At 69.6% G+C, this 14,005-nt stretch carries 12 protein-coding genes; 5 read left to right on the top strand and 7 right to left on the bottom strand.

The annotated features are described in order from the left end of the window. From Cte04_RS10160 to Cte04_RS10180, 5 genes are read right to left on the bottom strand one after another with little or no spacing between them, the layout of a single operon-like run. The gene (locus tag Cte04_RS10160) at positions 1-1,371 is read right to left on the bottom strand and encodes a DUF1254 domain-containing protein (RefSeq protein WP_066476072.1); all 1,371 of its coding nucleotides are present in this window, start codon (positions 1,369-1,371) and stop codon (positions 1-3) included. After that, complete coding sequence (locus Cte04_RS10165; RefSeq protein WP_066476074.1) at positions 1,368-2,756, bottom strand: DUF1254 domain-containing protein; 1,389 nt, start codon at positions 2,754-2,756, stop codon at positions 1,368-1,370. The genes Cte04_RS10160 and Cte04_RS10165 overlap by 4 nt, the downstream gene beginning before the upstream one ends. A 42-nt stretch (positions 2,757-2,798) precedes the next feature. After that, complete coding sequence (locus Cte04_RS10170; RefSeq protein ID WP_066476076.1) at positions 2,799-3,806, bottom strand: Bug family tripartite tricarboxylate transporter substrate binding protein; 1,008 nt, start codon at positions 3,804-3,806, stop codon at positions 2,799-2,801. A gap of 40 nt (positions 3,807-3,846) precedes the next feature. Beyond that, entirely contained in the window at positions 3,847-6,009 is a 2,163-nt protein-coding gene (locus tag Cte04_RS10175; protein WP_066476241.1) for an acetate--CoA ligase family protein, read from the bottom strand. Between the two features lie 11 nt (positions 6,010-6,020). Further along, entirely contained in the window at positions 6,021-7,085 is a 1,065-nt protein-coding gene (locus Cte04_RS10180) for a porin (protein ID WP_066476083.1), read from the bottom strand. A 165-nt stretch (positions 7,086-7,250) separates the two neighbouring features. Here Cte04_RS10180 and Cte04_RS10185 point away from each other — a divergent pair, with 165 nt between their 5' ends. After that, positions 7,251-7,988, top strand: a complete 738-nt coding sequence (locus Cte04_RS10185) for a Crp/Fnr family transcriptional regulator (RefSeq protein WP_066476086.1) — start codon at positions 7,251-7,253, stop codon at positions 7,986-7,988. 3 nt (positions 7,989-7,991) lie between these two features. Here the strand turns inward: Cte04_RS10185 and rocF are convergent, their stop codons facing one another. Further along, on the bottom strand, positions 7,992-8,981 hold the full coding sequence (rocF, locus tag Cte04_RS10190; RefSeq protein WP_245633340.1) for an arginase: 990 nt from the start codon (positions 8,979-8,981) through the stop codon (positions 7,992-7,994). Further along, entirely contained in the window at positions 8,978-10,084 is a 1,107-nt protein-coding gene (gene ocd, locus Cte04_RS10195) for an ornithine cyclodeaminase (RefSeq protein ID WP_066476089.1), read from the bottom strand. The genes rocF and ocd overlap by 4 nt, the downstream gene beginning before the upstream one ends. 148 nt (positions 10,085-10,232) lie before the next feature. On the opposite strand from ocd, the gene pyrC reads away from it, so the two are divergent. The 4 genes from pyrC to htpX all read left to right on the top strand — a co-directional run bounded on the left by pyrC (position 10,233) and on the right by htpX (position 13,987). Continuing rightward, positions 10,233-11,264 carry a dihydroorotase gene (pyrC, locus tag Cte04_RS10200; RefSeq protein ID WP_066476092.1) on the top strand — a complete coding sequence of 344 codons (1,032 nt, stop codon included), beginning with the start codon at positions 10,233-10,235 and terminating at the stop codon, positions 11,262-11,264. A 68-nt stretch (positions 11,265-11,332) separates the two neighbouring features. After that, positions 11,333-12,214, top strand: a complete 882-nt coding sequence (locus Cte04_RS10205) for an NYN domain-containing protein (protein WP_066476095.1) — start codon at positions 11,333-11,335, stop codon at positions 12,212-12,214. Continuing rightward, entirely contained in the window at positions 12,215-13,018 is an 804-nt protein-coding gene (locus tag Cte04_RS10210; RefSeq protein WP_066476099.1) for a DUF3025 domain-containing protein, read from the top strand. Between the two features lie 96 nt (positions 13,019-13,114). After that, the gene (htpX, locus tag Cte04_RS10215; RefSeq protein WP_066476102.1) at positions 13,115-13,987 is read left to right on the top strand and encodes a protease HtpX; all 873 of its coding nucleotides are present in this window, start codon (positions 13,115-13,117) and stop codon (positions 13,985-13,987) included. The last annotated feature ends 18 nt before the right edge of the window (positions 13,988-14,005 follow it).

Raw genomic sequence — 14,005 nt, forward strand, 5'->3', positions numbered from 1 at the left:
TCATGTCTCCTTGTCGTTGTCCAGACGCTGCAGCGGCGGCAGCGCATGGCGCCCGTCCAGCAGTTCGGGGCGCGGCAGATAGGCGCGCAGGCACAGGTAGAAATCGCCCTGCGGCGCGGGCAGCCAGTTGGCCTGCGCGGCCTCGCCTTCGGGCCGCGCATGCTGGATGTGCAGGGTCAGGCCGCCGTCGGCATCGCGGTGCAGCCCCGGCGTGCGGTCGCCGATCGCATAGCGGTCCACGGGGTTGTCCACCAGCATGTAGTTGCGTGCGTCGTACATCGTGACCGACCAGAATGCCTGCACGGGCGGCAGCTGTTCGGGCGCAAAGCGCAGGCGGTAGCGCGCGCCGCCGTGCAGCGGCCGGCCTTGCGCATCGGTCCAGGCCATGGGGTAGACGGCTTCGCGCCCGTCCAGCATGCCGATGTACTTGAGCGCCACCTGGGCCCGGGTGAGATAGTCGCTGCCAAAACCGTCCAGCACCAGCGGCGGCAGCACCCAGCCCGAGGGCTGGGTCGTGCCCGACTGCGCGTTGCGCAGCCGCGGCAGCACCGCATCCAGCGCCTGCTGCAGCGCCCGCGCCTGCCCGTCATCCAGTGCGGTGCAGCCACTGCCCAGGCCCACGGCCGCAAAGCGCTCCACCAGTTCGCGCTGCGTCGCGGGCGGCGGGTTCTCGCGCAGCGCGGCGTTGACCTGGGCGGCGAAGTGGGCTGCCGTGGCGGGGGCCTGCGGGTCGCAATCCGGTGCAAAGGCCTGGGGCGCGGGCGCGACTCCCGCCTGGCCGGCCAGCCAGTCGGCCAGCGGGGCCACGCTGAAGCCGTTCTGCAGCGCATGCACGGCCGCGAGGTCATGGGGACCGTCCACCAGGATGCGGCCTATGACCCAGAGCCAGCGCGTGGGTGCCTGGATATGCGTGCCCGGCGCCTCGAAGCCCGCGGGCAGCGGGCCAGTCCAGCCCGGCGCAGTGACCAGGAAGGAGCGGGCCTGCGTGCCGGTCAGGCGCGGGCCGATGTGGGCGAAGGGGTTGGTGTAGAAGTCCAGCAGGCCCAGCACGTAGTAGCGCCCGGCGGTGTCGGGCACGTCGATGACCAGCGGCCCGGCGCCCAGGTCCAGCCAGGCATTGGTGTAGAGCGTGTCGTTGTTGGGCGTGACCACGCGGCTGGTGCCGGCGCGCAGCAGCTGGCGCGCGTGGGTGAACAGATTGCACCAGCGCATGCCTTCGGGCGCAGCCTGGCCGGCCTCGGTGCGTCGGGGCGAGGTGGCCGCGCGCATGCGGCGCATCTCGTAGAGCGGATAGGCCCAGGTCACGGCCTCTTCGGCCAGGGCCTGCAGCCCGGCGCCTGTGGCGGGGGCGGTGGCAGCCACGGCGGTCATGCGTGCACCGCCTGCGCCTGCAGGGCCGGGATGCGCCAGCTTTGCACGCCGTCGCGCGGGTAGTACATGCGCAGGATGAGGTAGAAGCGCCCTGCGGGCGCGGGCAGCCAGTTGGCGGTGTCGGCCGGGCGCTGGTGGCCGATCGTTATCTCCAGGCTGCCGTCGGCGCCGTACCGCAGGCCCGGCGTACGGTCGCCGATGGCATGGCGCCCGATCTCGTTGGGGTAGAGGAAGCGGTCGCTGTCGTAGAGTGTGACGGACCAGAAGGCATCGGCCGGCGGCAGGTCGCCGGCGTCGAAGCGCATCACGTAGCGCTGCCGGCCGTCGAGCGGCTCCAGGGCCGCATCGTAGTGCGAAGCAGCATAGATGGCCTCGGTCGTGGCCAGCGCGCCCAGGCCCAGGTAGGCGGTGCGCGCGCGGATCAGGTAGTGGCTGCCGTAGCGGCCGGTACTGGCCGTCATGGTCCAGGGTTTGGGGCGGCGGTTGCTGCCCATGGCGGCCACCGTCTGCACGCCGTCGGCAAAGCCTTCGACGAGGCCGGCGCGCGTGGGCTCGTCCAGCGCTTCCCAGGAAAAAGGCATGCCGGGCACCAGGCCGGCCTGGCCCAGCCAGGCCACCAGCCCGCGGTCCTCGACGCGGCCCGGTGCCTCGGCCAGTGCCTGGCAGAGATTGGTGAAAAAGCGCGGCGCCACCTGGGCGGCCGGCTCTCCGTTCTCGAAGGCGGCGGCCATGGCGTCCACGGGTTCGCCGCACCAGTGCGCGATGGCGGCGGGGCGCCCATCGGGCGCCGTGCCGGGCGCGGGCTCCAGGCGGATTTCCGACTGCAGCGCGCGGGCCGCGGGCCAGTCGCTTTCATCGCCCGCGAGGATGCGGCCGATCAGCCAGACGAGGTGGGTGGGGCAGTGCACCACGCGCAGCCCGGCCAGCGATGCCGGCACCTGGCCGCCGGGGCCGACCAGCACCACGGTCTCGCCTTCGGGCGCGCAGTTGCGCGGGCCCAGGTTCTCGAAATTCTCGGTATAGGCGTCGTACAGGGGCAGCACGAAATAGCGCCCCGGATGCTTGGCCGAGGAGGGAACGGTGAGCAGCATGGGGCCGCCTTCCAGGTTCAGCCAGGCCATGGAGTACAGCAGGTCGTTGGCCGGAGTGACCACGTCGCGGTCCTCATGGGTCGATGGCCGCGGCGCATGGTGCAGCGTGTTCATCGGCGCGCGCACGTCCGAGCCGGTGGAGCTGCCCGTGCGGCGCTGGGCCTGCGGCGCGGTCTGCAGCGCGCAGGTGCGGTAGGTCTCGGTCAGCGGATAGCCGTAGACGAAGGCGGTCTGGCCGATGGCGCGGGCCAGGGCCTGGCGTACCTGCTGCAGGGAGGGGGCGGACTGGGTCATGGGATCAACCTTTGGAAAGAAGGGGGGGAAAGGCGCAAGGCTTCAGTTCGGCTGCACGCCCGTGGACTGGGTGAGCGCGATGGCAACAGGCAGATAGGCGCGGTAGGCGGCAGCCGCCTGGGCCGGCGTATTGCCGATGGGGTCGGCGCCCATTTCCTGCAGGCGGCGCAGCATCTCGGGCTGCCTGACCACCAGGGCGACCTCCTGGCCCAGGCGCTCGACGATGGCATCGGGCGTTTTGGCCGGCACCATCAGTGAAGTCGGCGCCATGAAGGTGTAGACATCGTCCTTGAAGCCCTGCTCGGCGAAGGTGGGCACCTGCGGCAGCGCGGATGCGCGGGTGGTGCCGGGCACGGCCAGCGCGCGCACCTTGCCTGCATCGATATAGGGCTTGAGCGCGGCGATGGAGCCCGAGGTCATCTGGATCATGCCGCTGACCAGATCCGAGACCATGGGGCTCTCGCCCTTGTAGGCGGCGTGCAGCACCTGCACGCCGTATTTGCGCTCCATGAAGGCCTGTATCTGGTGCGGCTGGGTGCCCGGGCCCCAGGAGCCCATGGCGTATTTGCCGGGCGCCTGGCGCGCTAGCTCTATCAGCTCGGCAAACGTCCTGGCCGGCACCGACGAGTGCACCACCATGACGGTGCGCTGGCCCGCGATGTCGGAGACCATGCGCAGGTCGGTGCGCGGGTCGTAGGGCAGCTTCTTGTAGAGCACGAGGTTGGCCGCGATCGGGCCGGGCACGGTCAGCAGCAGCGTGTAGCCGTCGGGGGCGCTCTTGGCCACATGGTCGGTGCCGATGATGCCGCCGGCGCCGCTGCGGTTTTCCACGATGACGGGCTGACCCAGGCGCCGGGACAGGCCGTCGCCCAGCGTGCGCGCCAGGATGTCGGCGGAGCCGCCGGCGGCGAACTGCACGATGATGCGCAGTGGCTTGCTGGGGTAGCCCTCCTGGGCGCGGGCCGCGCCCGCTGGCAGGGCCAGTGCGGGGGCCAGGCTGGCCAGTTGCAGCAGGCAGGCGCGCCGGGAGAAGGTGTTCGGACGGGTCATGCGGTTCCTCCGTGCAAAAGACAGAAAAGCGGCGCAGGCGTCATGCCGCCGCCGTACAGGCAGTGGCGGCAGCGGTGGCGGCGGGCGTGCCTATCACCAGCGCATCGACCGCCAGGCAGCCGCCCTGGTCGCGGGGGCGGGCGATCAGCGGATTGATCTCCGCGCTGGCCAGCGTGTCGCCGGCGCGCTCGGCAAAGCCGGCCAGCGCGCACAGCGCATCGGCCAGCGACTGCAGGTCCACGGGCGGCTTGCCACGCGCACCGGCCAGGATGGGAAAGGTGCGCAGCTCCTGCACCATGGCCAGCGCGTCTTCCCGCGTGACGGGCAGCACGCGCAGGGAGACATCGCGCAGGATCTCGACATGGATGCCGCCCAGGCCGAACATCAGCACCGGGCCGAAGACCGGATCGCGGTGCACGCCCGCGATGCATTCCACGCCACCGTGCACCATGCGGGCCGCCAGCGCGCCTTCCAGGCGCGCGCCGGGGCATGCCTGGCGCGCGCGGGCCACGATCCGCTCGAAGGCCGCGCGTGCATCGCCTGCGGTGCGCAGGTCCAGGGCCACGCCGCCGGCTTCGGACTTGTGCGCGATATCGGCGCTTGCCACCTTCAGGGCAATCGCTCCGCCCAGAGCCTGGACCGCATCGGCTGCCTGCTGCGCCGTCTGCACCCGCTGGTGGGGCACCACGGGCACGCCGGCCTCGGCCAGCAGCGCCATGCTTTGCGCCTCGGACAGCCCGCCCGGCGCAAGGCGCACCGCCGGCCCGGCCGCTGCTGCCGGTGTTGGCGCGGCGCCGCCTTGCCCGGCAGGAGGAGAAAGCGAAGCCAGAGCGCCAATGCAGCGTATGGCCGCACTGGGGTCGGAGAACACCAGGCAGCCCAGCGCCTCCAGCTCGGCGCGGCGCGCGTCGGAGCACAGCGTGCAGATGGCCAGCAGCGTGTCGGGGTGGGCGGCGCGCAGCTTCTCCACCAGGGCGCGCAGCACGGCCCAGAATGCATCGGACAGGCCGCCGGCGGCAAAGAAGCCCAGCCAGCTGGCAAAGTTCCTGTCCTGCATCATCAGCTCGGCGCTGCGCTCCAGCAGCGAGATGTCGTTGGTGACCTGGCCCGTGATGTCCACGGGATTGCGCGGCGCGGCAAAGGGCACCCATTCGCGCAGCTGGCGCTGGGCGGCTTCGGACAGGGCCTGCACGTCCAGCCCCGCAGCGCTGGCATCGTCGGCCATCAGGGCGCCCACGCCGCCCGAGACGGTGAGAATGCCGATGGAGCGGTCGCGCGGACGGGGCGCGATGGCCGCGCTGGCCGCCAGCGCGAAGAAATCGCTGATGGTATGGGCCCGCAGCACGCCATAGCGGCGGAACACGGCGTCATAGACGGCGTCGTTGCCGGCCAGCGAGGCGGTATGCGAGGCCGCGGCCGCGGCGCCGAGTTCGCTGGTGCCCACCTTGAACATGACCACCGGCTTGCCGCGCTCGCGCGCCAGGGCCAGCGCCGCGCGCAGCCGCTCGCCGTCGCGGCAGCCTTCCATGTAGGCCATGATGACATCGGTCTCCGGGTCCCGCGCCAGCCAGGCCAGGCCGTCGGCCAGCTGCACGTCGGCCTCGTTGCCGGTGGTCGCCCACAGCGACAGGCCTAGGCCGCGCTCGCGCGCCAGGCTGTAGGCATACGCACCGAAGGCGCCCGACTGGCTGACCAGGCCGATGCGCCCGGGCCGGACCCGGCCCGCGTTGGGCGCGGGCGAGAACGTGGCATAGGTCTGGTGTCCGGGCCGCATGAAGCCCAGGCAGTTGGGGCCTATGAGGCGTATGCCGGCCTCGCGGGCGCGTTTTTGCAGGGCCTGCTGGGCGGCCGCGCCCTCGGCGCCTATCTCGGCAAAGCCGGAGGAAAACAGCACCATGGAGCGCACGCGGGCCGCGGCCGCATCCTCGAGCACGGCGGCCACATGGGCCTGCGGCACGGCCACGATGGCCAGGTCCACGGGCTCGCCGATATCGGTCAGCCGGGCATGCGCAGGCAGGCCCTGCACCGTGGCGGCACGCGGGTTGACCGCATGCAGCCGGCCCGTGTAGCCGAAGCGCAGCAGATAGTCGAGCGGAATGCCGCCGATGCGCTCCACCGAATCGGTGGCGCCGACGATGGCAATCGAGCGGGGCGCAAACAGGGCGTCGAGCCCGGCGAAGTCGAAGTCCGGAGATTCCTGCATCTGCGTTTCCATCAGAAGTTGTGGCGCACGCCCAGGGCCACGGAGCGCACGCCGTTGCCGCTGTTGGCGATCACGGGCACGTTGGCGATGCTCACGCCCGAGCCTCCCGCATTGCTCGACTGCAGCCAGCGCGCATACAGCATGGTGCGCTTGCTCAGGTCATGGTCGTAGCCCAGCGTCCAGGCCGTCTGCTTGCGGTCGGATCCTTCGACGCTGCGGCGCGCCACGGAAAACAGCAGCCGGTCGTTGGAGGCGACGTTCCAGGTGGCGCCGACCTGGGCGAGGTGGGAGTCGCGCGTGCCGGGCTGGTTGACGCTGGCGGAGCTGTAGCTGGCACCCAGGCGCAGCGTGGGCAGGGCCTGCCAGCTGCCGACCAGGGTCTGGAAGCGGCTGGTGCGGGGCGAAGCGACGGGCGCCGCGGGGCTGCCGGCCACGGCGTTCTGGAAGCTGTAGCCGATGAAGAAGTCCTTGTGGTTCCAGGCGACGGTGCCGCCGTAGATCTGGCCGTTGTTGCTGTTGGGGGAGGGCGTTTCGCCGAAGGCGTAGGCCAGGTCCACGAGCAGCGGCGAGGCGTCGGGCGTGCGGTAGCGCAGCATGTTGTTGGCGCGTGGCGCGAACATGCTCAGGCCGGGCTGGGCATCGGTCGCGTAGCCCAGGTTGAGGGTCGTGAACAGCGAGTTCATGCCGAACGGGTCGGAGCGGAACAGGGCGTTGAACATGGGGGTGTACATGCGGCCCAGATCGACCTGGCCCCAGGGAGCGACCAGTCCCAGGTAGGACTGGCGCGTGAACGCAAAGCCAGGGCCGGGAATGGTGCCCAGGCCGGTGTCTGCCGAGACGCCGGCTTCGAGCAGGAAGCGGGCATACATGCCACCGCCGAGATCCTCCCGGCCGCGAAAACCCAGGCGCGAGGCGGCGCTGCCGCCGTCCTCCAGGCGCGTCAGCCGTGTGGGGCCCGACTTGGCGCTGTTGAGGTGGACGTCCATGACGCCGAAGATTTCCACGCTGCTCTGGGCCCAGGCAGAACTTCCCAGGGCGGCCCAGCCAGCGGCCGCCAGCCATTGCTTGTGCTTCACGAATATGTCTCCTGCGGTTGTGCTTTTTGCACCGGCACACGGCCTTGTGCTGCGGTGTGACTGCTACTATCCGCAGCTGCCCGGCCGGTGCTCTGTCAAGGCTTTGACAATTGACGTAACACGAGCCGGGGACTAACCCGGAGACGGTTTTCAGCCCTAGCCCCCATGTCCCGCAAACCTCCTCCCGAAGCCGATTCCGTGGCCCTGATACGGCGTGCGCTGGGCATGTGCCGGATGATGAGCGGCTGGCCCGACGACGTGCTGGACGAACTGGCCGCCATTGCGCGGCTGGGACGCTATGACAAGCGCACGCCCATCATGGTGGGAGACCGTGCGCGGCGCGAAGTGCTGGTGGTGGCCTCGGGCCGGCTCGAGGTGGAGGGGGTGGATGCATCCGGCGTGCGCTTCGTGCTGTCCATGCACGGCCCCGGCGAGATCGTGAGCCTGGTGCGGTTGCTCAAGAACATCCGCTTTGTCTACGACTTCCAGGCCCACGAGGGCACGACGATCGTGTTTCTGCCCGGCGATCCGCTGCTGGCCATACTGGATGCCCATCCCTTGCTGTGGCGCGATGTCTGCATGCTGATGCTGTCGCGCCTGCACGAGCAGATCGCGACGCAGCAGCGGCGTGCGCTGGGCCATACCGCCAACCATGTGGCCGATGCGCTGGTGCAGCTGGCCCTGGCCCATGGCCAGGCGGTCGAGGGCGGATCTGCGCTGAGCCTGCGCATCTCGCAAAGCGACCTGGCAGCCATGCTGGCCATGTCGCGCCAGACCGTGAACAAGGAGCTGCGCGTGCTGGCGCACAGCGGCGTGATCGATGCGGCCTACGGGCGCATCACCGTCCAGGACCTCGATGCGCTGCGCCGCGTGGCCGAAGGGCGGCCGCTGCGCAGCGGCTGAGGCTCAGCACTGCACGGCGCCTGCAACCGGGCGCATCAGCGTGCTCTGGCCGAACAGGCTCTGCACCAGGTCCACCACGAGTTCCGCGGTCTGGTTGCGCACATCAAGCGCGGGATTGAGCTCCACGATATCCAGCGAGGCCAGGCGGCCGGTGTCTGCAATCATCTCCATGCACAGCTGCGCCTCCCGGTAGTTGGGGCCGCCGCGCACCGGCGTGCCGGTGCCGGGGGCGATGTCGGGATCGAGAAAATCCACGTCGAAGCTCAGGTGCAGGTGCACGTCGCTGCTGCCCGGGCCGCTCAGCCCCGTGAGCGCGCGGCGCATCACTTCGCGCATGCCCAGCTCGTCGATGGCGCGCATGTCGTAGACCTCCAGCCCCAGCTCGTCGATCATGCGCTTTTCGCTTTCATCCACGCTGCGCAGGCCGATCTGGCAGAACGCCGAGGCCGGCAGCGCCGGCGTGGCGCCCGACAGCGCGGCCAGCGCCGCCGGGCCCAGCCCGCACAGGCTGGCGACCGGCATGCCGTGCATGTTGCCGGTGGGCGAGCTCTGCGGCGTGTTGCAGTCCGAGTGCGCGTCCAGCCACAGCACGCGCAGGCGCCTGCCCGTGGCGCGGCAGTGGCGTGCCACGGCGCTGATGGAGCCGGCGGCCAGCATGTGGTCGCCGCCCATCATGATGGGCAGGCGGTCCTGCTGCAGCACCTGCAGCACCGCGTCGTGCGCGAGCTGGGTCCAGTCCAGGCATTCGGCCAGGTTGCGCATGCCTTCGGTGTCGCGCTCGTTGCGCGGATTGGGCGGGCCGGCGAGGTTGCCGAGATCATGCACGGCCACGCCCAGCCGTTCGAGCGCCGGCGCCAGCTGGGCCACGCGCAGCGCGTCCGGTCCCATGGCCGCGCCCAGGCGCGAGGCGCCCACGTCGGTCGGAATGCCGATCAGCGTGGCCTGGATGCGGGCGGTTTCAGAAGCGGAGTGGTCGTTTGGTTCCATGGTCATGCGGTCTTGCGTTCGTTGAGGGGGACAACCTGGCCGGCCCGGGCCTGCAGCACCATGGCGAACAGGTCCTTGGGATCGGCCAGCGCGGGCACGAGCTCGATCTGCGACAGCAGACCCGTGCGGCGCGCCAGGGCGTGCATGGTGCGCAGGGCCGAATAGTCCTCGAGCGCAAAGCCCACGCTGTCGAACAGCGTGATCTGCTGCGGCGAGCTGCGGCCCGGGGCCAGGCCCTGGATCACGCGCCACAGCTCGGTGACCGCGAAGCCGGCCGGCATCTGCTGCAGCTCGCCTTCGATGCGCGTCTGCGGCTCGTATTCGACAAAGACCCGGGCACGCTGCAGCAAGCCGGCATCGAGCTCGGTCTTGCCCGGGCAGTCGCCGCCCACGGCATTGATGTGCATGCCGGGCTCGGCCAGATCGCCGGCCATGACGACGGCCCGGGTCTTGTCGGCCGTGGCCGTGGTCACGATATCCGCGCCCCGCACCGCGTCCTGCACGCTGGCAGCCAGGACCATTGTGGCGCCGAACTGCGGCAAAAAGGGTTGCAGATTGCGTACCAGCTTTTGCGATGCGGCGGGGTCGATGTCGAACAGGCGCAGCTCGCGCACCCCGAGCAGCGCCATGAAGGCCAGCGCCTGGAACTCGCCCTGCGAGCCGTTGCCGATCAATGCCATGCTGCGGCTGCCACTGCGGGCCAGCCGGCGCGCTGCCATGGCCGAGGTGGCGGCGGTGCGCAGCGCCGTGGTCAGCGTCAGTTCGCTGACGAAGCGCGGCATGCCGGTAGCCACGTCGGCCAGGGCGCCAAAAGCCATCACGGTGGGAAGGCCTTGCAGGGGGTTGAGGGGATGGCCGTTGACGTACTTGAACGCATAGTCGCGCGTGTCGGCCACGGGCATGAGCTCGATCACGCCCCGGTCCGAATGCGCGGCCGTGCGCGCGGACTTGTCGAAGTCCTGCCAGCGGCCGTAGTCGGCCTCGACGGCCTCGGCCACGAGGCGCAGCACTTCCACGATGCCCACATGGGCCACTAGGCGCGCCGCATCGCTGGCGCTCAGAAAGTCGGTCTGCACCTGCGCGGACGACTGGATTTGAGGAACTGGCATGGCGTTTCCTCCTTGGTTGGATTCTTAGGACTTTTACCCTTTGAATCCAGATGTGGAAAGCGCTGGTAGCTATGGTTTTTCGCGCGGGGCAGAATGGAGCATTGGGGATGGTGGCGGTGGCCGATGTACATGGTGTGACAATGTCGGCATGACCCAGACCCTCACGATCACCCGTCCCGACGACTGGCACCTGCACGTGCGCGATGGCGAAGCCATGCGCTCCGTGGTGCCGCACACGGCCGCGCAGTTCGCGCGCGCCATCATCATGCCCAACCTCAAGCCGCCGGTCACCACCACCGGGCAGGCGCTGGAGTACAAGCAGCGCATCCTGGCCGCCGTGCCCGAAGGGCTGAGCTTCGAGCCCCTGATGACGCTGTACCTGACCGACAGGCTGCCGCCCGAGGAAATCGTGCGCGCCAAGGCGGCCGGCATCGTGGCCTGCAAGCTGTATCCGGCCGGCGCCACGACCAACAGCGACCATGGCGTGACCGACATCCGCAAGATCTACCCGACACTGGAAGCCATGCAGCGCGAGGGCCTGCTGCTGCTGGTGCACGGCGAGGTGACCAGCAGCGAGATCGACCTGTTCGACCGCGAGGCGGCCTTCATCGACCAGCAGCTGATTCCGCTGCGCCGCGATTTTCCCGAGCTCAAGATCGTGTTCGAGCACATCACGACCCGGGAAGCCGCGCAGTACGTGAGCGAGGCGGACCGCTTCGTCGGCGCCACCATCACGCCCCAGCACCTGCTGTTCAACCGCAACGCCATCTTCACGGGCGGCATCCGCCCGCACTACTACTGCCTGCCCGTGCTCAAGCGCGAAACCCACCGCCTGGCCCTGGTCGAGGCGGCCACCGGCGGCTCGGCCAAGTTCTTCCTGGGCACGGACAGCGCCCCGCATGCGGCCCACCTCAAGGAGCATGCCACGGGCTGCGCGGGCTGCTACAGCGCCCATGCGGCCATCGAGATGTATGCCGAAGTCTTCGACAAGGCCGGTGCGCTGGACAGGCTCGAAGCCTTTGCCAGCTTCAACGGCCCCGACTTCTACAGCCTGCCGCGCAATACCGGCAAGATCACGCTGGTGCGCGAAAGCTGGACGCCGCCCGACAGCTTTGCCTTCGGCGAGGCCGAGCTCAAGCCCCTGCGCGCCGGCGAAGCCCTGCCCTGGAAGCTGGTGTAAGCTCGCTGCGGCGCGGGCAGGCCCTTCCTGCTCAGGCGCCGCTTCGACACCCTTGCACAGGAGAGTCCATGGCCGAGCTGCAGCCCCGCATTGCCCTGTTGATCGATGCCGACAACGCGCCGGCCGAGAAGATCGACGAGATCCTCACCGAGCTCTCCACCTTCGGCGTGATCGACATCCGCCGCGTCTATGGCAACTGGACCAAGCATGCGCTGATCGGCTGGCAGAACAAGCTGCTCGAATATGCGCTGCGGCCCATGCAGCAGTTCGACTACTCCAAGCACAAGAACGCCACCGACATGGCCATGACGGTGGATGCCATGGAGCTGCTCTACACCGAGAAGCCCGATGCCTTCGGCATCGTCTCCTCGGATGCCGACTTCACGCCGCTGGTCATGCATCTGCGCTTCAAGGGCGCTGCCGTCTACGGATTCGGGGCGGCGCAGACGCCCAAGCCCTTCGTCAACGCCTGCTCGCGCTTTCTGTACCTCGAGGCCCTGGGCGAAGACGCCGTGCTGGAGTCCGCGGCGGAAGCCGTTGCCGCTGTGGCCAAGCCCGTGGCCGCGGCCGGCGCAGCGCCGCAGCAGGGAGGCGGCAATGGCGCGCCACCCGCCGGCCCGGGGGACAAGCCCGCCGCCACCTGCGTGGCCGTCGGTCCCGTGGAAGGCTCCTGCCTGCGCGTGCCGCGCAATCAGCTGCGCCAGGACACCCGCCTCATGAACCTGCTGCGCTCGGCCGTGAACGCCACCCAGGACGAGGACGGCTGGGCCCGCGTGGGCGCGGTCGGCACGCAGATCGGCAACAAGGCCTCCTTCGATGCGCGCAACTATGGCTATGCGACGCTGACCAAGCTGCTGGCCGCGACCCAGGCCTTCGACCTGCGCGACGAAGGCACGTCGCGCGTGGCGGTGCGCGACAAGCGGGCGGCCAGGGCCCGTTCGGGCAATTGAATGGCGGGCATCTGGCAGATCGACTGGTCGGCACCCTGGCTGGCCGGCGTGCGCGCCCTGGGGCAGCAGGCCGATGCACTGGTGCGGCAGGGTCACGGCGTGGCCCGGGCGCTGCAGCAGGTGGCGGATGCACGGGGCCTGCTGGCAGGCTGGGAGTTCGTGCCGCAAGGCGCCCTGCCGCCCGGCCAGGCGTATGAAGCCTTCATCCGGGCCGAGCGCCGCATTCCCACGCGCGACAACCTGCATGACTTCTTCAACGGCCTGATCTGGCTGCACTGGCCCGTGCTCAAGCAGCACCTGAACGCCATGCAGGCCGCGGCCATCGTGCAGCAGGGCGTCGGGGCGCAGCGGGGGCCGCTGCGCGATGCGATCACCGTGCTCGACGAGAACGGCGCACTGCTGCTGGCGCCGCAGCGGCTTTGCGAGGCACTCCGGCATCGGCGCTGGCACGCGCTGTTTGTGGAGCTGCGGCCGCTTTGGGCGCAGGCGTGCGTGCTGCCGATCGGCCACGCGCTGCTGGAAAAGCTGGTGGCGCCGCGCAAGCCCATCACCGCGCATGTGATCTGCGTGGCCCGTGAGGCGGCCGGCGTGCCGCAAGAGGGCGCGGCCCTGGACGCGTGGCTGAGCGCGAGCGCCCATGCCGGGGCTTGCAATCTGGCGGCCAAGCCCTATCTACCATTGCCCGTGCTCGGAATCCCGGGCTGGTGGCCGGAAAACGAGAACTTTTCCTTCTATGATGACTCTCTTGTTTTCCGGGCTCCGCGTACCACACAAGCAGCACAACAAACGGTACAGCCTGCCTGAGCCCGGAGCGGGCGGCGTCCGGCCCGCAAGGCCCGCGCCCGGCGCCATGCCAGCGCATTCCGGCATTCCCGTCCCCCTGTGTGGAGTACACCCCTGATGAAACGTATCGCTCTGTTCCTGTTGACCAACATCGCCGTGGTGGCGGTGCTGGGCATTGTCGCCAGCCTGCTGGGCGTCAACCGCTATCTCACCGCCAATGGCCTGAACCTGGGCTCCCTGCTGGGGTTTGCCTTCGTGATGGGCTTTGGCGGCGCCATCATCTCGCTGCTGATCTCCAAGCCCATGGCCAAATGGACCTCGGGCGTGCACGTGATCAACGAGCCGCGCAACGCCGACGAGGCCTGGATTGTCAACACCGTGCGCGGCTTTGCCGAAAAGGCCGGCATCGGCATGCCAGAGGTCGGCATCTACGAAGGCGAGCCCAATGCCTTTGCCACGGGCGCATTCAAGAACTCGGCCCTGGTGGCCGTGTCCACCGGCCTGCTCGAAGGCATGACGCGCGAGGAAGTCGAGGCCGTGATCGGCCACGAGGTGGCCCACATCGCCAACGGCGACATGGTGACCATGACGCTGATCCAGGGCGTGATGAACACCTTCGTGGTCTTCCTGTCGCGCGTGATCGGCTACGCCGTGGACAGCTTTCTGCGCAAGAACGACGAGAACAGCTCGGGCCCGGGCATCGGCTACTACGTGACCACCATCGTGCTCGACATCGTGCTGGGCTTCCTGGCCGCCATCATCGTGGCCTGGTTCTCGCGCCAGCGCGAATTCCGCGCCGATGCCGGCGCCGCCCGCCTCATGGGCCGCAAGCAGCCCATGATGAATGCGCTGGCGCGCCTGGGCGGCATGCACCCGGGCGAACTGCCCAAGAGCGTGGCGGCCATGGGCATCACGGGCAACATCGGCAAGCTGTTTTCCACGCACCCGCCGATCGAGGAGCGCATTGCTGCACTGCAAAACGCCCACTGAGCGCCCCGATTTGTAAAC

This window comes from Comamonas terrae (assembly GCF_001544075.1).
GTDB lineage: Bacteria > Pseudomonadota > Gammaproteobacteria > Burkholderiales > Burkholderiaceae_C > Comamonas > Comamonas terrae.

Coding starts and splice junctions, on each gene's coding strand:
- Cte04_RS10160 (WP_066476072.1), bottom strand. CDS start 1,371: ATGACCGCCGTGGCTGCCACCGCCCCCGCCACAGGCGCCGGGCTGCAG.
- htpX (WP_066476102.1), top strand. CDS start 13,115: ATGAAACGTATCGCTCTGTTCCTGTTGACCAACATCGCCGTGGTGGCG.
- pyrC (WP_066476092.1), top strand. CDS start 10,233: ATGACCCAGACCCTCACGATCACCCGTCCCGACGACTGGCACCTGCAC.
- Cte04_RS10175 (WP_066476241.1), bottom strand. CDS start 6,009: ATGCAGGAATCTCCGGACTTCGACTTCGCCGGGCTCGACGCCCTGTTT.
- Cte04_RS10210 (WP_066476099.1), top strand. CDS start 12,215: ATGGCGGGCATCTGGCAGATCGACTGGTCGGCACCCTGGCTGGCCGGC.
- Cte04_RS10170 (WP_066476076.1), bottom strand. CDS start 3,806: ATGACCCGTCCGAACACCTTCTCCCGGCGCGCCTGCCTGCTGCAACTG.
- Cte04_RS10165 (WP_066476074.1), bottom strand. CDS start 2,756: ATGACCCAGTCCGCCCCCTCCCTGCAGCAGGTACGCCAGGCCCTGGCC.
- Cte04_RS10185 (WP_066476086.1), top strand. CDS start 7,251: ATGTCCCGCAAACCTCCTCCCGAAGCCGATTCCGTGGCCCTGATACGG.
- ocd (WP_066476089.1), bottom strand. CDS start 10,084: ATGCCAGTTCCTCAAATCCAGTCGTCCGCGCAGGTGCAGACCGACTTT.
- rocF (WP_245633340.1), bottom strand. CDS start 8,981: ATGACCATGGAACCAAACGACCACTCCGCTTCTGAAACCGCCCGCATC.
- Cte04_RS10205 (WP_066476095.1), top strand. CDS start 11,333: ATGGCCGAGCTGCAGCCCCGCATTGCCCTGTTGATCGATGCCGACAAC.